The following is a 22,219-nucleotide window of genomic DNA, read 5'->3' as shown; positions in this document are numbered from 1 at the left end:
ATTCTTTTTGCAAAGCGGCATGATCTGGCTTCAAAATGTCGGCAAGAGTTTTGGGGAGCGAGTCCTCCTCAAAAATGCCACACTGATGATTGACAAGAACGACCGCATTGGTCTGGTTGGCGCCAATGGAGCAGGCAAATCTACGTTGCTGGCGTTGATAATGGGCCGGGAAGTGGCTGATAGCGGTCAGGTGCACGTGGCCAAAGGCGTCACCTTCGGTTATCTTCCTCAAGAAGTGATCCCTGTCGAGCAACGAACTGTTCTACAGGAAGCCTTGCTCGTATCGGCTGAGCGCGATCACCTGCTGGCTGAGCGCAGGCGCATCGAAGGGCAACTGGCTGACCTCAGCAGGTCGGACGAGCGTGCACAGAAGCAGCTTTTACGTCAATATGGCGACATCCAGCACCGGCTTGATTTGATTGCATCCGATGACCTCGAACCACGAGCCAAGGCCATCCTTGCAGGTTTGGGATTTCACACCAACGATTTTGATCGTCCGCTCAGTCAATTCAGTGGTGGTTGGGTCATGCGGGCTGTCTTAGCTCGTCTGCTCGTTTCTCGTCCAGATTTCTTGTTGCTTGATGAACCGACAAATCATCTCGATCTGGAGGCGCTCGGTTGGTTTCAGGATTATCTGCGGTCCTATGCTGGGGGTTTACTGGTTGTTTCGCACGACCGTGAGTTCCTCAATTCGACAGTCACCTCGATTGTTGAGCTGCGGCATGGTCAACTGACTCGCTATGCCGGTAATTACGAAGACTACGTCCGCCAACGTGACGCCCGTCTGGAGCTTTTGGAGTCTGCTCAGAAGAACCAGCAACGCAAGATCGCCCAAGTTGAACGATTCATTGAACGGTTCCGCGCCAAAGCCACCAAGGCGCGTCAGGTGCAAAGTCGCATCAAAATGCTGCAGAAGATCGAACGTATCGAGCTACCTGATTTGGAACCAACCGTTCATTTTCATTTTCCGCAGCCGGAAAAGTCTGGCAAGATCGTCGTTGAGTTAGTGAATGTGCACAAATCGTATGGGGCGAAGCGGGTCTACGAAGACCTGACACTTCAATTGGAGCGCGGCGAGAAGATCGCGCTTGTCGGGCCAAACGGAGCAGGAAAATCAACGCTGCTGAAACTCATGGCCGGGGTGGTTCCATTTGAACGGGGTGAGCGACGATTGGGACGGGATGTACGCTGCGCCTATTACACACAGTTTCGGCATGAGATGCTGGATTTGAATAAGACAGTGCTGGAAGAGGCCATGTCCACGACGCGCAACCACCCAGAGGTTTACGTGCGCACGGTACTGGGCGCATTTTTGTTTCATGGCGATGACGTGTTCAAACCGGTCAGCGTATTGAGTGGCGGTGAAAAGAGCCGGCTTGCTCTGGTGAAAATTTTGCTGGACCCGCCTAACTTGCTGCTGATGGATGAGCCGACGATTCATCTCGATCTTGATTCAATTGACGCATTGATCGAAGCGCTGAATCAATTCACCGGCACGCTCGTCATGATCAGTCACGACGTTTTCTTCATTCGCCACGTTGCTGAAAAGATCATTCGCGTGGAGCAGGGTCGCCTGACCGTGTATCCTGGGGACTACGACTATTATCAATGGCGACGCTCACAGGAAACATCGTCCCCGCAAGCAACAGTAGCCGAACCCGCCGAGTCGGCGACCAACCGCCATGCTCGCCAAGAGCAAAAGCGTCGCGAGGCCCAACAGCGCAACGAGCAGTATCGGCGTCAGAAGCAGCTCCGCGACGAACTGGCCGAGGTCGAACAACAGCTTGCCAAGATGCAACACAGGCACGAGGAACTTTCCAACTTACTTCAGTCGCCTGACACGTACAAAAATGGAGCTAACGTTGCCGAATTGACTCGCCAGTTTTCGCTGATTGAAGCTACCATTGAGCAGCTCAATCAGCGATGGGAGGAACTGGCCTTGCAGTTTGAAGCGATGCAAGCCAACAATACTGGCGACTGATCCTACGCCACCGATGACGCACACACTGAAGCTGGCAAAGCGACCGTTGAAGCGCGCCTAAGTAGGTGGACAAAAGTTCGGGGACATTTTGGGGACGGGTTGGAGGGACGGGACGTTTTGGGGTGCAGTGACGTCTCACCGCTTTCCGGCCAAGGCTGCGACACGTCGCAGCACTCCAACAACGCCCCGAACTTTTGTCACGTTACTTAGCGTATCAGGGACATCACAACGCTCACTGCTTGCACGGTGAAGCAAATGGTCGGATAGGTTAAGGCCGGTTGCGATAGCGCTCGTACAGCTCTGTGTGTTTGCTCTTCAGCGGAATGGATCGGCCCTTAATGAACAGATGCTTCACCTGCGAGCGAATCTCCAATGGATCACCATCCCACACAGCCAAATTAGCCAGCTTGCCGACTTCGATGCTCCCGATTTGATCGGCGACACCCCAGATTTGCGCCGGATAGATCGTCAGTGCCTTCAGCGCTTCTTCGCGGGGCAGTCCAAAGGCCACACACATGGCAGCATGATATGGCAAATTCCTAGCATTCGAGCTGTCGCCGGTTTGAAAAGCGAATTTAACGCCGGCGTCTAGCAATTTCTTAGCGGTGGTGAAGGGTTGATCGTATGGTTCATCCTCGTCATTTGGCAGGCTCAGGATCGGTCCGAGCAAGACGGGGATATTCTTTTCCTTGAGCAACGAGGCCACTTTCCATGCTTCATCGCCACCGCTGAGGATCATTTTGACCTTTTGCTCAGAGGTGAACTCAATCGCGCTGGTGATGTCGCGTTGACGCTCAGCGGATACAATCAATGGCATGTCGCCCTTGACGACCGGTATGAGCGCCTCCAGCACGTGATCCGGGTTGAAGCTGCGTGATCGAGCTTCTTTAGCTTTGATGTAGGCGCGGGTATCGTCCAGCAGTTTGCGAATTTTGTCCAGTTTCTCATCGCGTTCTCTTTTGGCCCGCTCGAAGCTGCGCTCTTGAAACTCGAAGGTGTTGAAATCGAAGAAGCGTCCGCTGCGCAGGCTCGGATAGTTGAAGACGATGCCCACAGATGGTTTCAACGCCATCTCTTCCCACGTCCACCCATCCAGGTTGATCAGCGCCGCTTGACCGGAGAGTGTACCGCCCGCCGGCCGCGTGATGACTGACGTGATACCGTTGAGGCGAGTCACCGGAATCAATTCACTGGCCGGGTGAACAGCCACGATCGCTCGCATGTGCGGATTGAACTCACCCAATTCCGTCGTATCTACGGTGGCGCGTACCTGACCGATTTCCGTCAGACCGATGCTGGTATGTGAGTCTATCATGCCGGGGTACACGGCCAGTCCGGCTGCCTCGATCACTTGTGCATTGCCGGGAATGCTGACATTGGCGCCAACGGCGGCGATGCGGCCATTACGGATGACCACGGTTCCCCGCTCGATGGGAGGCCCGGCCATGGTCACAATCTGGGCATTTTTAATCGCGTAGACAGGCCCTTGCGCTGCCGACGAGAACCGCATTGTAGTCAAACCAAATGACACCAACAGAGCCATCAGTAGCAAGGTTTGCGACCTTCTCATTGTTCACCTCCAGGTTGTGGTGTGGGAGTTGGCGGTGGTGGCACGTCTCTCCTATCCGGCTCGGGGCGGCCTTCTCGCTGACCGGGTCGCTCCTGCTTCAGTTGTTGTTTGAGTGTCTGTTTTTCTTTCTCCAGCTCAGCGCGACGCGCAATATCAGCTTGCCGGTCGAAATAGAGCTGTCCATCTATGAACACCTTCTCAACAATCGAGTAGACGCTCAGCGGATGACCACTGAAGATGACCAGATCAGCATCCTTGCCGACTTCGATCGAACCGACACGTTTATCAATACGAAGTTGCTTAGCTGGATTGATTGTCACCAATGCGAGTGCCTCATCGTCGCTCAGTCCGCCATATTTGACGGCCTTGGCGGCTTCCAGGTTCATTCGACGCGCCAGTTCGGCGCTATCCGAGTTAAATGAGACGAGCACTCCCTTGCGTGCCATGAGCGCGCCGTTGTAGGGAATGGCATCGTAGGCCTCGATTTTGAAGGCCCACCAATCGGAAAACGACGATGCGCCGGCGCCGTGCGCGGCGATTTCCTTCGCCACTTTGTACCCTTCCAGGACGTGCTGAAACGTGGCGATCTTGAATCCAAATTCCTCAGCCAGTCGAATGAGCATGAGGATTTCGTCAGCGCGATAGCAATGTGCGTGCACGAGCCGCTCACCTCGCAGCACTTCGGCCAGGGCATCTAATTTCAGGTCGCGCTTGGGCGGTAGAACATCGCTCTTGGGATTCTGAGCGATCTGCCGCCGATACTCATCCCACTGGCGCATGTACTCACGCGCCTCGGTCAACGCTTCTCGAATGGTGAATTCAACGCCCATGCGGGTGGCCGGGAACCGTGGCGAGGTGCCGGGCGCTGGATTGAAGTTGGACCGCTTCGGATTCTCGCCCAGGGCGAACTTGATGCCCGGCGGAGCGCCCTCGAAGATCATTTCCTTGGCCGACTTCCCCCAGCGCAACTTGATAACAGCATTATGTCCCCCGATGGCGTTGGCGCTACCGTGCAGGATGTTCGCTGTCGTCACGCCACCCGCCAAGTCGCGATAGATATTGATGTCGGTCGGGTCCAACACATCTTGGATACGCACCATCGAGGTCACCGACAATGTGCCTTCATTGACGCCGCCATCTATGGCGATATGCGAGTGGCAATCAATCAACCCGGGTGTGACAAATTTGCCGGTGGCGTCAATGACGCGAGCTTGAGCCGGCGCTCGGAGATTTTTCCCCACAGCCGCGATCTTCCCGTCGCGAATCAGAATCGAACCGTTTTGAATCGTGCCATTCGTGACGGTCATCACGGTTGCATTTTGGATCAGCACAACATCGCTGGAGCTGCTTTGCTGAGCTGACGTCAACGTGGTCATGACCAGAATGAGAAAGACTGATGCGACACGATGAATCTGCTTCATAGTCACCTTCCTTATTTGGGTCGCGTTCCTGAGAAAGGAAACGATCCCTGTCCTGATACGGATACCGTCCCGTTGATGGAATCACCTTGAATGGTGCCATCAAATTCGACTTTGGTGGGCTGTCCACCGATGTTGATAGAAGCAGCGAACTGAACTGTCCGGCCGCGGATCGAACCACTGGAAATGCTCGCTTCGCCAAAGAGGCTGGAAATCGTGCCGCCAAGGGTCGTCCCGGACTGCTGCACGTTGGCCGTGACTTGCACGGCTCCCTGTGGCGTTTCAACCGTGAGGTTCCACATACCAGTGGCGTCCACCGGCGGCTGCTCGCCCGCAGGCGTCGCTCTGGACGGCTCTTTCTTGATCTCAAATTGACGACCGTCAATGAAGACGTATTTGATGGTTGCCTTCTCATTGAACAGGTCGCCGTCGGTCACCAGCAGGTTGGCAATTTTGCCGGCTTCAATGCTACCCAGTTGCTCGGCCACGCCGAAAATTTCTGCCGCATTGATGGTGAGCGCCTTCAGTGCATCGGCTTCAGCCAATCCTGCTTTGACCGCTTTGGCGGCATTCTTGATGAAATCTTTTGGATCACTCATAAACCCCGAAGTGAAGGCAAATTTGACGCCGGCGCGTTGGAGCATAGCGGCGGCTTTCGGCGCTTCGGCCCGTTGCCTGAGCACGCGCACCGGCGTGTCAGCTTCGGGGTCAGCGTCTCTCGGCTCAGTCGGAAAGTTCAAGCTCAGGAGCACAGGAATTTGCTTGGCACGTAACAATTCGGCCACCTGCGCGCTCTCCGTTGCGCCGGAGATGATGCATTTGAGCTTGAATTCCTCCGCCAACTCAATGGCTCGGTGAATCTCTTTCGCCTCCTGAGCCACCATGACAACAGGCAGACGTCCGGCAATCACCGGTTGCAACGCTTCGAGGGCATTGTTCATTTCAGGGCGCCGCATGCCGCGTCTGGTGGCTTGATAGCGTTGGCGCTCGAGCTGGTAATGCTGTGCATCGTAGAGCGTCTGACGAATATATGAAATCACGCCCATCAATGAACTGGGGTACTCACGGAATCCGCCGGTGCTTTCTAAGCCAATGTGCAATGCCACCGGCGATTGCACAACCAGCTGCGCCGCTTTCTCTCCGGCCAGATTGATCAGCGCGCTTTGGCCAATGAAAATGCCGCGACGCGGAATTGTTAAGGCCGTGGTGATACCGGCATTGCGATACTTTTCAAACGTTGCCTCATCAACTTTGAGTTGGTCGGCTGCCAGTTTATCGGGGCTCATCTTGTTTTCGAGTGAAGGAGGCGGTGAAGGCTGGCCGCTGCCGGGGCGTGTTTGTCGTTGTCCCGCTTGCTGCGGCTGTTCCAGAGCGATCTCAGCGTGAGCATCAATCAATCCCGGATAGACGGTTAAGCCTGCACCCTCAAGTACACGCGCATCCGGGGGAATCTGCACGCGCTCGCCAACCGATTCGATGAGACCATCGCGGATCAGAACCGTGCCCTTGGCTAACGTACCGCCGGTCACAGTGACGATCCGCGCGTCTTTGATGGCATATACCAGTGGCCCGTCTGAAGAGACGCCGAGCAATGGAACATACAAGGCGTTCCCACACACGAGCGCGACGGCGAGCCATCGAAAAGACCAATGTCGTGATAAAGGTATTTTCCACCTCATTTCTCTTCTCCTTGGCATGAGAATGCTGTTTTGGTTTTCTACCGAGCGAAACGGCGGTGGGTACTTTACAAAAACTGGCCCTGAGATGCAACCGCATTTCTGGCCAATTCCACACGCCACCGATCAGGAAGATGCCTGTCTTGTTTTATCCAAAATCACCGAACCCCTTGAACGGCTCTACGCAGAACGGCATAATACCGCTCCGGCTCGGCAGCAGCAGCCCGACTACGAAGAGGTTCGATGTGTTTCAGTTCGACTCTTTTCGGCTTTGGTCGTTTTGTGGCTCATGCCGGTCGGATCAATATCCAACGCTGCTCAGTCACGAGTGGACCGGGTTTATTTCGTCGCTGAAATGAGTCGAGTCGGTTCTGAGCTGGAGACGATCATCGAGGTTGAAGCAGTCGGATTGGAGTTTGGACATTCCGCTCATGCGAGAGCGTGTTTTCACTAGGACACGGCCAAAGGTCGTGACCTGCGTTTTGACTGATGTTCTGATATATCTCAGCGTAAGGAGGTCATCGTGAATTCAGCGCATGCACATCTGATTCTCAATCACATTCCTGTCATCGGGCTTTGGCTGAGTGTGATCGTGCTGGCGATTGGCTTGCTCAAAAAGAGCGAAGAGATCAAAAAACTCAGTCTCATGTTGTTTGTGATTGTAGCCTTGATCATGATCCCCACGTATCTGACTGGCGAGCCGGCAGAAGAAATTATCGAACGGCTCCCCGGCATCTCCCACGACCTGATTGAAAGACACGAAGAGGCTGCCCTGCCGGCAGCAATTGTGGTGGCCATCCTCGGGGTTGTAGCGTTGTTCGGCGTCATTCGCGCGCGCGGCGGCGCAATAGTGCCGAGTTGGGTGGTTATGGCCTCACTGGTTCTCTCGCTCATTGGCGGCGGAATGATGGCCTGGACAGCTCATCTGGGTGGGCAAATCCAACACCCAGAAACACGCCCCGGCTTTCAACTGCCAGCAGAGGGACCGGCCACATCACACAACGAGGATTATTAGAGCGATTTTGAGTTGCTCTTAGCTGGGGCCCTACATCTTGCGGGCTCATGCACGCTGAGCGTGTGCTCCCAGGGTAAACTCATTCACACACCGATCTAAGTCATGGATGACAGAGAGGGCATAGCGACACGCCAGTGTGCCATCGCTTGAGTCCTTCGCGCGGTTAGCTTGTCATCACAAATGTTCTAGCGCTCGGTCGTAAGTCTTGGATCAAGTTGCGGGTTCAGGTTTGTCATCACAGACGCTCCAACGCTTGCCGTAAGTCTTCGATCAAGTCCTGGACATCTTCCAGGCCAACAGAAAGTCGCACAAGCCCATCGGTAATTCCCACACGTTTTCGTTCGGCTTCATCCACGTCGGCGTGCGTCATCGTGACGGGGTGCGTGACCAACGATTCGACAGAACCGAGGTTCTCGGCCAAACTCCAGAGTCTGACTGAATCCATCAGTTTCTTTCCGGCGGCCACGCCACCATGCACTTCAAACCAGATCATCGCGCCGAAGCCGGCTGCCTGGCGTTTCGCCAATTCGTATTGTGGAAACGACTCCAAACCAGGATAGCAAACCCGTTGCACGCTCGGATGCGACTCCAGGAACTCAGCGATCCTCATCGCATTTTCCGACTGTTGATCCATGCGCACCGAGAGCGTCTTGCACCCTTGCAAGGTCAACCACGCCACCTGCGGCGACATGATTACGCCGGTCGCTTTCTGGATGAACCGCAACTGCTCAGCCTGCTCAACTGTGCGAGCGACGACGGCCCCGCCGATAGTTGCGTTGTGACCATCGAGATACTTGGTCGTGCTATGAATGACCAAATCAGCGCCCAACTCAATAGGTCGTTGGTAGTAGGGAGTGAGAAACGTATTGTCCACCGCATGAAGAATGCCCCGCGCTTGTGCGATGTCCGAGATAGCTACAATATCGGTCAACTTCAACGTCGGATTGGCAGGCGTTTCCGTCAGAATGAGTCGCGTCGTGTCGCGCAAACTGCGTCGCACATCATCGGGATTCGACGTATCAGCAAACGTGAACGCCACGCCAAAGCGCGAAAAGATTCTCGTGCATAACCGATAGGTGCCGCCATACGCCACGTCGGATACAATCACATGATCGCCAGCGTTAACGAATGCCTGCAATACAGCTTGAATGGCCGCCATGCCTGAGGCATAACAGACAGCATCGGCGCCGCCCTCTAAGGCAGCCAGCTTTTTTTCAAGCGCTCGCACCGTCGGATTACCCGCGCGTGAGTACGAATACCCCTTCGCCATGTATGCATCCACCGAATCTTGCACAAAGGTTGTTGATTGATAGATCGGCGTGAGGATGGCTCCGGTCACCGGATCGGGTTCGACGCCAGCGTGAATTTGTTTGGTTGTAAATCGCATATCGTCTCCTTAGCGTGATGAGTGCTTGATCGAGTAAGCGTGATTCTCCCGCATGCGGTTGCATTGGTCAAGACACAGAGCACCTGGCAAAAGAATTCGCTTCACGGGTCGCCGTGCGGTCGAGCATTCGACCGTCACAGCGCCGTGCTCACGCGTCGTGCGTTTAGTCAGCTCACCGAGGCTGATTGAACAATCATGAGAAGATTGACGGCGTCATCGGGATCATCTTTCAGCATATCGCTCAGAGGAGCGTCTTGCTGCTCAGCGCGCGCGTCAGATCGCGATGAGCTCAATTTCCAAGTCAGGCTTCACCATAATCAGATGATTTTTAGGAATTCGCTTCCAATCATCTCCCACGTTGGTCAGCGGCTCCGAAGCAATGATGACGGCATGCTCATGGGACTCAGCCGCCACCATGTGGCAATACCCATCGTGGCAGATGAATTTAGCGCCGTGCGAATAATAGAGCGAGGCCGGCTCCTCGGCAGGGTCGCTCACGTAGCGCGTCGCGATGACCGTCTCGCCATCAGTCACGGCGAAGTTGTAATACGCGGGTTGATGGATGCCGGCCTCGCGTGTCCAGAGATTCAATTGCTCAATCGTTGCCAGCATGGCCTGCTGTAAATGCTGAGGCCCTCCATCAGCGCGACGATCGGCCAATTGATTGAGAAACACAGCAAAGGCATGCTCCGAGTCGGTCGTCCCCTGAATCAAATGATAAAACTCGTCGCGCAACGACTGCCGGAGACGACGTTTGATCTTGATGAAATCAGGGATCATGCCGTTGTGCATCCACAGGAACCGGTCGTGCTGGAACGGATGGCAGTTCACCTCGCTCACGAGCATGCCCGGCGAAGCCGCGCGCACATGAGCGAACATGCACGGCGACATGATTTTCTCAGCCAGACGCCGCAGATTGCGATTGTTCCATGCTGGCGTTGTGCTGGTCCACACACAGGGAATCGGATCAATCTCCGGCGAATACCAGCCAACTCCAAAGCCGTCTCCATTGAGCGGCTCTGTTCGCTCAACAGCCTGATAGCTCTGTTTAATCAGCGAGTGATTGGGCCGTGTCAGTAAATCGGCCATCAGTAAGCGCGGACCTTTATACACGACGAACCGACACATCGGACACTCCTTTTTCAGAAATTACGAATGAGACGCCAATGACACGGACTCAGTGGATCAACGGCGATCATCCGTTGGTGAATCTGGCTCTCTCCGCTCCCTTGAGAATATGGCACAGGCATTCCTGCCTGTGGTCTATTCTGATTCTTCGTGGCGTGCTGTTGCATAGGAGCGATTCCTGTGAAATGGTGGCACAGCCATTCCTGCTTGTGCTCCATTCTCGCACGCAATCAGCCACAAGGGATGCCTCGCACAACACCTCATCATCTACACACAAGGCAAAGGTATTGCCAAACGACCTGCTGCTGCCTCGCAAAAAGCTCATCATCTGCAAACAAGGGAAAGGGACGCCACTATCGTGATTCGTGGTCAAAGCAACTTCTTACGCAGGTCATGAGATCAGTTGCGGGACGCTCGTTTCTTCTTGTTGTTCCCGTCGCCGCCGGTGAAAAAGCGTTTCACTGCCATGCCGGCCTTTTTGCCGCCTTCTGCGGTGGCTCGTCCGGCTGTCGTTGCTGCATCAGCCGTCGTTGTGGCGGCGACAGTTCCAGCGTCAGCCGATGCCTTGGCGGCCTTGGTAGAGGCTTTGGCGGTGGACGTCGCCGCGGTAACAGCCCCTTTCTTGATACCGCCGCCGATGCTGGCACCTGCTCCTGAACGTGTCGTTTCTTCTTTCAGGGGGATACCTAACTTTTTCAACGTCTGCTCATCAATGCGTCCGGTCGCTGACAGACCTTTTTCCTGCTGAAAAGCTTGAATTGCGCGCCGCGTCCGCACTCCCATGATGCCGTCAACGGCGCCGTCGTAATAGCCTCGATCTTTCAATGCTTGTTGAACCTGGCGCACGGTTTGACGACTCAATTGCAATTCCGGCCTTTGTCGCCTGGCGTCCACCGTTGTCACGATATTGAGCAGTCCCGCGATCAACGCCAGCATGAGCGTCAATACCATTATTCTCCGTCGTGATGTCATCATGATTCCTCCCTCCGCAAAGTAGAGATCGGTAGTGAAGGCAGGTGTGCCCGCCGTCTATTGCCAGGCAACTCCCCATCTGACCAACGTTCCACCATCACTACCTCCGATTGACGTTAAGCACAACATCGAAAGCAAATCCTCAAGGACAAGGCAAATCACAGAGCCTGCATTTTACAACACGCCCATGCTACCGTCCAAGTAATAACAATTGCGCGGAGTTGTTCATAGCCAGTGGACAAAAGCTCTGGGACATTTTGGTGGTACGGGACGTTTCGGAGTGCGGTGACATGTCACCGCTTTCCGGCCAAAGCTGCGAAACGTCGCAGCACTCCAAAAACGACACGAACTTTTATCACGTTACTATGGTGCCCGGGACGACGCGGGAGACACGATGAAAAACAAGCACAGATTCACCGACCAATTGAAAATCTGTTCCTCAGTGAATCTGTGCTTACCTTTTGGCAAGGCGGTCAGAGGATGTGTAAATACTAATGGTCTCAGCACAGAGAGAAGCTAGAACAGAGGCATCGGCAGGATGGTTGAAGCAAACACGGCCAGCCTTTACGCCAAATCAAACAACAATAACTCGGCTGGCTGGGTTGCCTTCAGTTCAAGCCAGCGTTCGTCGCTGATGGCGGCGCCATCACCTTGATCGAGCGCCATGCCATTGAGCGTCACGGCGCCGCGCGCCACTTGCAACCAGGCGTGCCGATTGGAATCGAGCGAGTAATCCAACTGCTGCCCCGGCTCCAGGATCGTAACAAAGAGACGGACATCCTGATGGACAGTCACCGAGCCATCACGGCCGTCTTCGGAGGCCATCAAACACCAACGCTGGCGCTTGCTCTCCATAGGAAATTGCTTTTGCTCATAACCGGGTTCCAGCCCTCGTTGTTGCGGCAGAATCCAAATCTGCAGCAGATGCACTGGCTCCGTCTGCGAGTGGTTGTATTCACTATGCCGAATCCCCGCGCCTGCCGTCATTCGCTGCCCGTCGCCCGGATAGATGACCGAGCCGGTGCCTAAACTATCTCGATGTTCCAATGCGCCATCGAGCACATAGGTAATGATCTCCATATCGCTGTGCGGATGCATGCCAAAGCCCTGGCCGGGTTGTATCCAGTCTTCGTTGAGAACCCGCAGCGCGCGAAAGCCCATGTAGCGCGGGTCCCAGTAGCGATCAAAAGAAAACGTGTGGCGGCTGTCCAGCCAAGATAACTGCGTATGTCCCCGTTCGTGGCTTGCTCGTCGTGTAATCATGTTTGACTCCTCTTGAAAAGCACAGGCGTTCCCGCCTGTGTTTTTCATCGTTTCTGCGCGTCGTCCCGGACGACATGAACAACTCCTCTGAAAAAGTGGCACAGGCGTCCACACCTGTGGCGTTTTTCATCGTTTCTGGGCGTCGTCCCGCACGACATGAACAACTCCTCTGAAAATAGCCACAGATTTCACAGCTTCACACCGATGGTTCTCTCGGTGACAATCGGTGCAACCTGTGGCTGACCCCTCCCTACTCTGAAAACAACCATTTTCATCCTTCGTGGAAGGCGCGGAGCTCATGGCCGATTCCTGACTTTATCTTGGAGTGCGCCGGCAGAGCGAAGCGCGACGGCGCTTTCTGTCCTGACACTCCGTACCACGCCAAAGCGGCGTCGCGCCCTGCGGGCTTGCCGCCGCACTCCAAAACGCATGCTCCTCTGCAAATAACCATTTTCATCATTCGTGGCGTGCCGTTGGATGGGAGCGAGTCCCTTCTGATTGCTGCCCCCTGACTCCTGGCTCCTGACTCCCCTCGTGGTGTGCTCAAAACACGTGGGTGATTCCTCCGAAACAAGAATGCGGATGATGCCAATTCGAGAGAACAACGCGGATGCGCTCATGGAGCATCCGCTGCTGCTCGCCCGAATTGGCCTCATCCGCCTCCAATATGCTTATCCCCCCACGGGCTTTCAGGGAGCACACGAACGATTCTCAATGAGCATCGCTTCAGCCTCATGCGTGGTTGGCGCAGCGTTCATCAAGCAGCACGCCAACTCCACCAAGCTGTTCCAATTCAGGACAGCGACTCTTGATCTCGATGGCGCAGCCCAGGCGATAGGCGCGGGCAATGATGACAGATTTCAAATCGCCCTGGCGGATATTGGTGGACCGACAATACTGACACTGTTTCTGACGGGTGAAATAGACAGCCAAGCAACCCTGACATTGCCAGCCGATAGGAGGGTGCAGTTTGCCGCATACGACCAGGCGTTGTACACGGCGCTCGTTCAATGCCCGCACGGCCTCTTCGACGCCTGTGAGCGTCAGTCCCGTGAGAGCATGACCAATCCGATCTGACGCAACCATAGGTCACCTCCTACCGCCAACCAGCTCGGCAGAGGCGCTCACGCGCCCGCTGCTCTGCGAAGCTGGCTCGGCGCTCGTCTCGTCAGGGGAACGTGAGCCTTGCAGAGCCGTGTCAAAGAATCATCGGCCTAGTGTGAGGACGCCTGTTTGCTGTCCACATAGCGGTCGGGATTGATTGACACTTCCTCCAGCTCATGCCGCGGATGTTCGAACCGATAAGCTGCAAGCGCAATGCCGCCCAGCAGAGCTAGCCCCACAATCACACTGAAGGTGATGGGCAGATACCGGCTCAACACCAGAAACGGGCCTAACAATAAACCGGCGAGTCCGACCACAACGACTGCCTGACTGATCCATTGCTCTTGCGGCGTCACCATCCGTTCCCCGACCAGACTGCCTGCAATGGCAGCGACAATGGCAATCGCGGCAAGACTGGCCACCGTCCCATACTGGCCGGCTTCCATCGCGATGCTCGTCAGAAAGATTTCTTTCAGCACGCCGGTTTTGGTCAACAACATGTCAATGAGCAGCGCGCCGAGCGCAGCCAGCGTTGGTTCGATCAGCAGAATTCGCTCAGCCATCAATCCGATCACAAACCCGCCGACGAGAAAGGCGGCGAGCATGGTGCCAACCGTGGCCAAGATGTTATGAAACCCCTCAGGAGCCCAAGCCGGCGCGACGTAATGCAGGACCAGCAGCACTGCTGATTGCATGGCATACATCACACCGATGCCAACCACAAGCCATTTGATTCGTTGGTTCACATTCTTCATGATCGCCTCCTCACTTCGGTCTCTCAAGAAAGTTGTTGCAATTTGCATGCCGCCCCATGCGACATGCGCCCGTCCGCCACGAAGCCCTTCCTGTGGAGCTTACCTCGCGTGTTCTTATTGATTCAGTCGCTTACAACCACTGAATTTGTCGCAGGTATATTATGCGAAATCGGGTCACGAACTCAAGTCCACCGGCGCAAAAAAAGCAAACTCGGTCTGCGCGAAAACACCCGCAACTGTGTCAAATCAACGATCCGCGCCGGTGAGCCGACGGCTCTCGCCTTGATTTAGGTTTTTGCTCATCACATGGTTAACCAGAGCGCGGCCAGCTCAGGCCTGTGGCATTGAACTTGCTCCATTGGTTGATGAAGCGATGCAGCTCCCGATGAGGATGCACGCTTCACCACAATCGCGTGGGGAGGAAGTCACATGGTAGATCGAACAGACTTGATCAGGTTATTAGAGGCCGAACTAGATGTCATCGAGGGTGGCGGCTACGGCCGGTCGGTGCATGATGAGCCGTGGAAAGAACGACCGATGTTCAAAAACTCGATTGCTTGTATCCAACACTGGAATGTGCCCGATCACGAGCCGGAGTGTCATCAAGATTGCGTGCTCATGAATTTTGTGCCCGATTCAGCCAAGAACGAGGCGATGCCGTGTCATTTCATTCCATTGAATGAGCGGGGCGACACGGTCCACTCGTTGGAGGCTGCAGGGCGGCGTGACAAGCTGGAAGCAGTGGTAGCAGACTGGCTGCGCAAAACCATTGAGCGACTCAAAAGCGAGCAAGCCAGCCAGCCTGAGAAGCCAACGGAATCTGAACCCGTCATCTACTAACAACCTCACGGCAGCGGCTCCCGTCCGGTTCATCGGCTGGCCAAGATGGTCCGCTGTGCGCGATGGCAATTTCTTATCACTGCGTGGTGGCAGCCGTGCTGGCATGCTCATTACTTTGCACCACCAGTGTTTCGAGCACGGTGGTTTCACATAGCGGAACGCCGTGCCATAGCATAGGCGGGGAGGCGCACAGGCGATGGGCGAACATAATATTGATCGTCATTTGGAGCCGGAGCAGCTTCGTTCGTTTATGAAGTCTCTGTTGCGCGAACTGGAAGCGCTCGAGCACATGATCGCCAATGGGATGATCGAATCAGATGTGCGCCGGATTGGCGCAGAGCAGGAACTGTTCATCGTGGATCAGGCATGGCGCCCGGCGCCGCTGGCGCTCGAGATACTGGAAGCACTGACAGACCCACACTACACGACAGAAATCGGCCTGTTCAACCTGGAGATCAATCTTGATCCATTGGCATTCGCCGGTGATTGTTTCTCGCGCATGGAACAAGAACTGACCGATCGGCTCAACCGCGTCAGAACGGTTGCGCAGAAACTCGGCGCGGAGATTGTGCTGACTGGTATTTTGCCCACGATCCGCAAATCCGACCTTGACATACGAAACCTCACGCCCAAGCCGCGCTACCTGGCGTTAAATCACGCGCTGAGCAAGCTGCGAGGCGGAGCTTATGAATTTCGACTCAAAGGAACGGATGAGCTGATCGTCAAGCACGACTCGATGATGTTGGAGGCTTGTTGTACCAGTTTCCAGGCGCATTTCCAAACCGATGCCGAGCATTTCGCCCGTCTGTACAATGTGGCTCAAGTCATCAGCGCGCCTGTGCTGGCCGCGGCAGCCAATTCGCCGCTGCTCTTTGGTCGTCAACTATGGCGTGAGACGCGCATCCCTTTATTCCAGCAGGCCGTTGATACGCGCAGCGCCAGTTATCATCTGCGGGAGCGATGCTCGCGCGTCAGCTTCGGTCAACGCTGGATGGATCAGTCGGTGCTGGAATTTTTCCGCGAAGACATTGCCCGCTTCAAAGTGATTTTGGGGGCATACATTGCCGAAGATCCGTTTGCTGTGCTACAGCAAGGACTGCCGCCGGAGTTGAAAGCCTTTCGTGTATTCAACGGCACGGTCTATCGCTGGAATCGGCCTTGCTACGGAATCGTCAATGGCAAAGCACATCTGCGTATCGAAATGCGTGCGCTGCCGGCTGGGCCGACGGTGGCCGACGAAGTGGCGAACGCAGCATTCTTTTATGGCCTCTTGAACGCGCTGCATCACGAAGTCCCCGACATCACCAAGGTCATTGAGTTTCATCATGCCGAAGCGAATTTTCTGGCCGCCGCGGAAATGGGACTTGATGCGCACATGACGTGGCTCGGCGGCCGAACGATTCCGGCGCAAACACTGATCGCGCAGCAATTGATCCCGCAAGCCCGCGAAGGCCTGGCCGCCGCCGGCATTGCCGCGTCGGATATTGACCGGTATCTGGGCATTCTGCATGAGCGAATTATCTCAGGACAGACTGGCTCACAGTGGCTGCTCAATTCATTCTGCAAACTGAAAAAAGAAGGGACCCGCGATGAAGTACTCACCGCTCTGACGGCGGCCACCGTCAATCGTCAATGGCAGGGAGCGGCTGTTCACCAATGGCCGCTGGCCCAGTTGGAGGAAGGACGAGCCATGAAACCCAGCGATTTACGCGTCGAAGAATTTATGACCACTGATCTGTTCACCGTCGAACCACACGAACCCATCGAGCTGGTCGCCCATCTGATGGATTGGCGACACATCCGGCACGTGCCTGTCGAAGATGAGCAAGGACGGCTCGTCGGACTCGTCTCGTGTTTTGAAATCATGCGATACCTTCGTCAGCAACCGGATCGAGTGGGCAATGAACCGATCGCTGTGAGCACCATCATGCAACCTAATCCAATCACGGTCACGCCAGAAACATCAATGGTGGACGCAATCGCGCTGATGCGGCGGGAACGGGTTGATTCCCTGCCCGTCGTCAAAGATGAGCGACTGGTCGGCATTGTGACGGAGCATGACTTCCTCAACATCGTGGCTCGATTTCTGTCCCACACTCAGCCAGAACCGGCTCCATCACTCCTCAGAGAGCGCCGACGCTTCAAAGTCAAGAAAGCGCACGTAAGCTGATCGCTGAAGCAGCGAGCGAACGCCGGTCCTCCTTCCTGCCCTGCGCTCAGCTCGCTCGCGTGCCGCGCCAGAGCGCCATCAAGTGGAAAACCACAGTCAAGTCCGCCAACATGGTTGGCATGACATTTGCCTCGCTGACAATGTGGAGGACACTTTATGAAAACCATCATCGAACCGTTCAAAATCAAAGTGGTTGAACCGATCCGCATGAGCACACGCCAGCAACGCGCCCAGTGGCTGCAAGAAGCCGGTTACAATCCCTTCATGATTCGCGCCGAAAACGTGCTGATTGACTTGCTGACCGACAGCGGCACGTCAGCCATGAGCGCCGAACAATGGGCCGGCATGATGCGTGGCGACGAGGCGTATGCCTGTAGCCAAAGCTATTATCGCTTCCGCGACACGGTCAAAAGCATTTTCGGCTTCAAGCACGTGATCCCAACGCATCAAGGTCGAGCCGCCGAACGCATCCTGTTTTCGATCATGTGCCGCAAAGGCCATATTGTGCCCAACAACACGCACTTTGATACGACTCGCGCCAATATCCAATTCGCCGGCGCGGAGGCTGTTGATCTGCCTATCCCGGAAGCGTTACACCCATCCGTGCATCATCCATTCAAAGGGAACATGGACACGCACGCGCTTGAGCAATTGATCAAACGGGTCGGGCCTGAGCGCATTCCGTTGGTCATGCTCACCGTGACTAACAATTCCGGCGGCGGCCAGCCCGTCTCGATGAGCAACATCCGTGAGGTTAAACAGATTCTCACGCCCTACAACATCCCGCTTTACCTGGACGCTTGTCGGTTTGCCGAAAATGCCTATTTCATCAAGCAACGCGAAGAAGGCTACGCCGAGCGGTCGCTCTTAGAGATTGCCCGCGAGATGTTCTCTTACGCCGATGGCTGCACCATGTCGGCGAAAAAAGATGGCTTGGCCAACATCGGCGGCTTCCTCTGCACCAACGACGACAAGCTCGCTGAACAAGAACGCGATCTATTGATATTGACCGAAGGCTTTCCGACATACGGGGGCCTGGCCGGGCGCGATTTGGAGGCCATTGCCATTGGCTTGGAAGAAGTCCTGCACGAGGACTATCTGCAATACCGCATCGCCTCGGTCAAGTATCTGGGCCACCAAATCGCCTTTGAAGGCGTGCCGATTATCGAGCCGCCGGGCGGACACGCTGTCTATATTGATGCCAAGGCCATGTTGCCGCACATTCCGCCGCTTCATTATCCAGGACAATCGCTCGTTGCCGAGCTCTATCTGGAAGCCGGCATCCGCAGTGTGGAAGTCGGCTCGGTGATGTTCGCTCGCCAAGACCCGGAAACCGGCCAGGAAATACCCGCGCCGATGGAACTGGTGCGACTGGCCATCCCGCGACGCGTTTACACGCAAAGTCACATAGATTACGTCGCTGAAGCGATCATTAACGTTTATCGTCGCCGAGAAACATTGCGCGGCATGCGCATCGTCTATCAAGCGCCGTTTCTGCGCCATTTCACCGCGCGGTTTGAATACATCGAGTGAGCTGGACGTGCAAGACCCGCGACGGCTGCCCAGACGTCCTTTGCGCGTGTGTCAACCGGCAAGTTTTCGTCTTTTGGTCATAACAGAAACGTCGGCTGGCCAGACGTCCTTTGCGCGTGTGTCAACCGGCCTTGCTCACCGCAACGACGGCCAGTGGCGCCTGCCGACGGCATGCCCTGATGTCCACTTTTGCCCCACCCCTGGTCAAATCACCCAATCCGGAAGCGTCTGCCTCTATGGCTCAAACGCACGTCCAAGCGTTTTCGATTGAAACCAGTAGGCTATAAACGCGCTCATGCAAGCGACACCAGCCGACGCAGGTAAGGCACACCGTTTGCTCTTCTGACTTGGTGGTTACATAAAACTTCGGAGGACGACCATACAAAAAACTGGAAGTCAAAGGAGACGGTTTATGATAACCCACGTTCGTCACAACCTCATGATCGCGACGATGCTCAGCGTGTGGTTGGTCGCTCTGCTGGGGTGTCAATCGCAAAAGCCGGTGACTGAAACCCGCCGCGATCCAGCCCCGCTCGAACAACTCCGACCAACAGCACGAACCAGTTTCCTCAAAGCCCGCCTCGGCTCGCTAGACCCTGTGCCCGTCCCGCCTGACAACCCGCTGACCGAACAAAAAGTCGCCCTGGGCAAAACCTTATTCTTTGACCCACGACTCGGCGGCGATAAGAAAACCAGTTGCGCTTCCTGCCATCAACCGGACAAAGCGTGGGCTGACGGGCGAGCACGGGCTGTCGGCGTAGGAAATCGCCGAGCCATGCGCAATACGCCAACATTGCTGAACGTCGCCTATTATCAAACATTGTATTGGGACGGCCGCGCCTCCAGTCTGGAAGACCAAGTGCTCAAAGCCCTGGCGAACCCCGATGAGATGGCAAGCTCTCCCGCAGCAGCCGTCAAAACCATCAGCGCCATTGACGGCTACAAACCGCTCTTTCAAGCGGCCTTCGGCGATCCACAGGTCACAGCCGAACGCATTGCCCAGGCAATCGCCAGCTTTGAACGTACGCTGGTGACAGGACCATCGCCCTTCGACAAATTCATCAAAGGCGATCTCAACGCGATGACAGGCGAACAAAAAGAAGGCCTCAATCTGTTTCTGACTCGCGCCGAATGCTTCACCTGTCACCAGGGAAAGCTCTTTACCAATCAGGAATTCACACCTTCGGGAATTTACGTCCAGCCAGACATGGGACGCTACAATTGGACCAAGCAACAGTACGACTACGGCAAGTTCCGTGTACCATCGCTGCGCAACGTGGCGCTCACCGCCCCATACTTTCATAATGGTTCAGAGCCGAATCTGGTTGAAGCGGCCTTCTTCCGCGTTCACGGCCAAAGCAGAGAGCAACTGAAAAAACGCGGCGAAGTGGTTTACGAACTTTCCAAACGATTCAGCGACGAAGAGATTAAATACATGGCGGCGTTCCTCGAAGCGCTGACGGGCGAACTGCCCAAGGTGGAGGTGACCCAAGAACTGCCTCAATGAATTGGCTTGGGCCAACACTGCACCGAACACTTTTCTTCGGCACCCTCGGGTGCAAAAGGAGGATTTTATGACAAAAGAGACACTAACCTTGATTGATAACCGAACCGGCAAAAGCTACGAAATTCCTATCCAACATGGCACGATTCGAGCCATGGACCTACGTCAAATCAAAACCTCGCCCGATGATTTTGGTTTGATGACCTACGACCCGGGATTCACCAACACCGCCTCGTGCAAGAGCCAGATCACGTTCATTGATGGCGAGCGCGGCATCCTCTGGTATCGCGGCTACCCGATTGAGCAACTGGCCGAAAAAAGCACATTCCTAGAGACAGCTTATCTGATCCTCTACGGCGAACTGCCAACCAAAGAGCAGTTGGCTGACTGGACATGGAATATCACGCATCACACTATGCTCCACGAAAACACCAAGAAGTTCATTGATGGCTTCCACTACGATGCCCATCCAATGGCTATCTTGATCAGCACTGTGGCGGCGCTCTCCACGTTTTACGCCGACTCAAAAAATATCCATGATCCAGAATCACGAAAGTTGCAGACCTATCGCCTCGTCGCCAAAATGCCTACCATTGCTGCCTTCGCCTACCGCCACAGCCGAGGATTGCCTTATGCCTATCCGGATAACGACCTGAGCTACACAGGCAATTTCCTCAACATGCTCTTCAAAGCCACCGAACTCAAATACACGCCCAATGCCACGCTGGAGCGCGCGCTCGATGTGCTCTTCATCCTGCACGCTGATCATGAACAGAATTGCAGCACCAATACCATGCGCAGCGTCGGCAGTTCACATGCCGATCCATTCTGCGCCGTAGCAGCAGCCGCAGCGGCGCTCTATGGCCCCTTGCACGGCGGCGCCAATGAGGCCGTCCTGCGGATGCTCCAACAGATCGGATCGCGCGAGCACGTCCCCGAATTCATCAAACGCGTCAAGGCCGGCGAAGGCCGATTGATGGGATTCGGTCACCGCGTCTACAAAAACTACGACCCACGTGCCCGCATCATCAAGCAAATTGCCACCGAAGTCCTTGATGTCACCGGCAGCAACCCACTGCTCGATATTGCGCTGGAACTGGAAAGAATCGCGCTCGAAGACGACTACTTCGTCTCGCGCAAACTCTATCCGAACGTTGACTTCTATTCCGGCATCATCTATCAGGCAATGGGGTTCCCAACTACCATGTTCCCCGTGCTCTTCGCTATCCCGCGCACGGCGGGTTGGCTTGCTCAATGGGACGAAATGCTCAGGGATAGCGATCAAAAGATCGCCCGACCTCGGCAGATTTACCTCGGTCATTCCAAACGAGACTTCGTCCCAATCGAGGCACGGCAGACGTGCGCGTGAGGCCGTGCTCACCGCTGCTCTGTGCTCACCGGATAGAGGCGGACCAAGGCCGTTCGGCCTTCATGCTGGTAACGCTGCAACCCGATACCCGCCCTACATCGGGCTTCAGCGCTTGCCCAGGAGCGTTCGCGCCCAACAATAGTAACGTGACAAAAGTTCGTGGCGTTTTTGGAGTGCTGCGACGTGTCGCAGCTTTGGCCAGAAAGCGGTGACACGTCACCGCACGCCAAAACGTCCCGTCCCCCAAAATCTCCCAGAACTTTTGTCCACCTACTGATTAACAACAGACACTGAACTGGCCGAGCTGGCCACCCGCCTCCTGTCTATTACTCGGCCTACTGATCACCCATCATCTTAGTCCATCTCTTCAGGGGCTTGATTTCATCAAGATGATGTTGTATAAATGAGCCACCTTTTTGATCTTTGACAATTTAATTGCGAGTCTTTCCCTACGTGTTTCGCATCGGCGAAACCAAGGGGGGTTATCACAAGGACTTAAGTCAATGGAAGTGTGGCACTTAGAAGAATTCGGCC

At 55.3% G+C, this 22,219-nt stretch carries 17 protein-coding genes; 8 read left to right on the top strand and 9 right to left on the bottom strand.

The window, feature by feature from the left end:
* The first annotated feature begins 19 nt into the window (after positions 1-19).
* A complete protein-coding gene (locus NZ823_06555; protein MCS6804791.1) occupies positions 20-1,981 on the top strand; it encodes an ABC-F family ATP-binding cassette domain-containing protein in 1,962 nt (653 codons plus the stop codon).
* A 268-nt stretch (positions 1,982-2,249) separates the two neighbouring features.
* Here NZ823_06555 and NZ823_06550 read toward each other — a convergent pair whose 3' ends face one another.
* From NZ823_06550 to NZ823_06540, 3 genes are read right to left on the bottom strand one after another with little or no spacing between them, the layout of a single operon-like run.
* Positions 2,250-3,551, bottom strand: a complete 1,302-nt coding sequence (locus tag NZ823_06550; protein ID MCS6804790.1) for an amidohydrolase family protein — start codon at positions 3,549-3,551, stop codon at positions 2,250-2,252.
* A complete protein-coding gene (locus tag NZ823_06545; protein MCS6804789.1) occupies positions 3,548-4,972 on the bottom strand; it encodes an amidohydrolase in 1,425 nt (474 codons plus the stop codon). The genes NZ823_06550 and NZ823_06545 overlap by 4 nt, the downstream gene beginning before the upstream one ends.
* Positions 4,973-4,983: 11 nt before the next feature.
* Complete coding sequence (locus tag NZ823_06540) at positions 4,984-6,648, bottom strand: amidohydrolase family protein (protein ID MCS6804788.1); 1,665 nt, start codon at positions 6,646-6,648, stop codon at positions 4,984-4,986.
* Between the two features lie 22 nt (positions 6,649-6,670).
* Between NZ823_06540 and NZ823_06535 the strand changes: the two genes are divergently transcribed.
* Both NZ823_06535 and NZ823_06530 read left to right on the top strand, forming a co-directional pair.
* Positions 6,671-7,099 carry a hypothetical protein gene (locus NZ823_06535; GenBank protein MCS6804787.1) on the top strand — a complete coding sequence of 143 codons (429 nt, stop codon included), beginning with the start codon at positions 6,671-6,673 and terminating at the stop codon, positions 7,097-7,099.
* Between the two features lie 69 nt (positions 7,100-7,168).
* A complete protein-coding gene (locus NZ823_06530; GenBank protein MCS6804786.1) occupies positions 7,169-7,660 on the top strand; it encodes a hypothetical protein in 492 nt (163 codons plus the stop codon).
* Between the two features lie 235 nt (positions 7,661-7,895).
* Here the strand turns inward: NZ823_06530 and NZ823_06525 are convergent, their stop codons facing one another.
* The 6 genes from NZ823_06525 to NZ823_06500 all read right to left on the bottom strand — a co-directional run bounded on the left by NZ823_06525 (position 7,896) and on the right by NZ823_06500 (position 14,269).
* Positions 7,896-9,047, bottom strand: coding sequence for a PLP-dependent aspartate aminotransferase family protein (locus tag NZ823_06525; GenBank protein MCS6804785.1), 1,152 nt, complete (start codon positions 9,045-9,047; stop codon positions 7,896-7,898).
* Positions 9,048-9,320: 273 nt separating this feature from the next.
* Complete coding sequence (locus NZ823_06520; GenBank protein MCS6804784.1) at positions 9,321-10,175, bottom strand: class II glutamine amidotransferase; 855 nt, start codon at positions 10,173-10,175, stop codon at positions 9,321-9,323.
* 399 nt (positions 10,176-10,574) lie between these two features.
* Positions 10,575-11,150: a peptidoglycan-binding protein gene (locus NZ823_06515; GenBank protein ID MCS6804783.1), complete on the bottom strand. Its 576-nt coding sequence runs from the start codon at positions 11,148-11,150 to the stop codon at positions 10,575-10,577.
* Positions 11,151-11,711: 561 nt separating this feature from the next.
* Entirely contained in the window at positions 11,712-12,410 is a 699-nt protein-coding gene (locus tag NZ823_06510) for a pirin family protein (GenBank protein MCS6804782.1), read from the bottom strand.
* 732 nt (positions 12,411-13,142) lie between these two features.
* The gene (locus NZ823_06505) at positions 13,143-13,496 is read right to left on the bottom strand and encodes a hypothetical protein (protein MCS6804781.1); all 354 of its coding nucleotides are present in this window, start codon (positions 13,494-13,496) and stop codon (positions 13,143-13,145) included.
* Between the two features lie 128 nt (positions 13,497-13,624).
* Complete coding sequence (locus NZ823_06500) at positions 13,625-14,269, bottom strand: hypothetical protein (GenBank protein MCS6804780.1); 645 nt, start codon at positions 14,267-14,269, stop codon at positions 13,625-13,627.
* A gap of 429 nt (positions 14,270-14,698) precedes the next feature.
* Between NZ823_06500 and NZ823_06495 the strand changes: the two genes are divergently transcribed.
* The 5 genes from NZ823_06495 to NZ823_06475 all read left to right on the top strand — a co-directional run bounded on the left by NZ823_06495 (position 14,699) and on the right by NZ823_06475 (position 21,685).
* Positions 14,699-15,109 carry a hypothetical protein gene (locus NZ823_06495; protein MCS6804779.1) on the top strand — a complete coding sequence of 137 codons (411 nt, stop codon included), beginning with the start codon at positions 14,699-14,701 and terminating at the stop codon, positions 15,107-15,109.
* Positions 15,110-15,305: 196 nt separating this feature from the next.
* Positions 15,306-17,279 (top strand): glutamate-cysteine ligase family protein, encoded by a 1,974-nt coding sequence (locus tag NZ823_06490; protein ID MCS6804778.1) that lies wholly within the window; start codon positions 15,306-15,308, stop codon positions 17,277-17,279.
* 156 nt (positions 17,280-17,435) lie between these two features.
* A complete protein-coding gene (locus tag NZ823_06485; protein MCS6804777.1) occupies positions 17,436-18,812 on the top strand; it encodes a tryptophanase in 1,377 nt (458 codons plus the stop codon).
* 412 nt (positions 18,813-19,224) lie between these two features.
* Positions 19,225-20,319, top strand: coding sequence for a c-type cytochrome (locus tag NZ823_06480; GenBank protein MCS6804776.1), 1,095 nt, complete (start codon positions 19,225-19,227; stop codon positions 20,317-20,319).
* Between the two features lie 67 nt (positions 20,320-20,386).
* Positions 20,387-21,685, top strand: coding sequence for a citrate synthase (locus NZ823_06475; protein ID MCS6804775.1), 1,299 nt, complete (start codon positions 20,387-20,389; stop codon positions 21,683-21,685).
* Positions 21,686-22,219 lie beyond the last annotated feature (534 nt).

Source organism: Blastocatellia bacterium (assembly GCA_025054955.1).
In the GTDB taxonomy this organism is placed as follows: Bacteria; Acidobacteriota; Blastocatellia; order HR10; family J050; genus JANWZE01.
The sequence above is the reverse complement of the archived record's forward strand: the minus strand, read 5'-3'. Positions and strand labels throughout refer to the sequence as shown.

Bases quoted from the DNA above. Each gene is read 5' to 3' on its own strand.
- NZ823_06515 (MCS6804783.1), bottom strand. From the start codon at position 11,150: ATGATGACATCACGACGGAGAATAATGGTATTGACGCTCATGCTGGCG.
- NZ823_06505 (MCS6804781.1), bottom strand. From the start codon at position 13,496: ATGGTTGCGTCAGATCGGATTGGTCATGCTCTCACGGGACTGACGCTC.
- NZ823_06555 (MCS6804791.1), top strand. From the start codon at position 20: ATGATCTGGCTTCAAAATGTCGGCAAGAGTTTTGGGGAGCGAGTCCTC.
- NZ823_06525 (MCS6804785.1), bottom strand. From the start codon at position 9,047: ATGCGATTTACAACCAAACAAATTCACGCTGGCGTCGAACCCGATCCG.
- NZ823_06495 (MCS6804779.1), top strand. From the start codon at position 14,699: ATGGTAGATCGAACAGACTTGATCAGGTTATTAGAGGCCGAACTAGAT.
- NZ823_06520 (MCS6804784.1), bottom strand. From the start codon at position 10,175: ATGTGTCGGTTCGTCGTGTATAAAGGTCCGCGCTTACTGATGGCCGAT.
- NZ823_06475 (MCS6804775.1), top strand. From the start codon at position 20,387: ATGACAAAAGAGACACTAACCTTGATTGATAACCGAACCGGCAAAAGC.
- NZ823_06500 (MCS6804780.1), bottom strand. From the start codon at position 14,269: ATGAAGAATGTGAACCAACGAATCAAATGGCTTGTGGTTGGCATCGGT.
- NZ823_06490 (MCS6804778.1), top strand. From the start codon at position 15,306: ATGGGCGAACATAATATTGATCGTCATTTGGAGCCGGAGCAGCTTCGT.
- NZ823_06540 (MCS6804788.1), bottom strand. From the start codon at position 6,648: ATGAGGTGGAAAATACCTTTATCACGACATTGGTCTTTTCGATGGCTC.
- NZ823_06480 (MCS6804776.1), top strand. From the start codon at position 19,225: ATGATAACCCACGTTCGTCACAACCTCATGATCGCGACGATGCTCAGC.
- NZ823_06510 (MCS6804782.1), bottom strand. From the start codon at position 12,410: ATGATTACACGACGAGCAAGCCACGAACGGGGACATACGCAGTTATCT.
- NZ823_06485 (MCS6804777.1), top strand. From the start codon at position 17,436: ATGAAAACCATCATCGAACCGTTCAAAATCAAAGTGGTTGAACCGATC.
- NZ823_06550 (MCS6804790.1), bottom strand. From the start codon at position 3,551: ATGAGAAGGTCGCAAACCTTGCTACTGATGGCTCTGTTGGTGTCATTT.
- NZ823_06535 (MCS6804787.1), top strand. From the start codon at position 6,671: ATGCTGTTTTGGTTTTCTACCGAGCGAAACGGCGGTGGGTACTTTACA.
- NZ823_06545 (MCS6804789.1), bottom strand. From the start codon at position 4,972: ATGAAGCAGATTCATCGTGTCGCATCAGTCTTTCTCATTCTGGTCATG.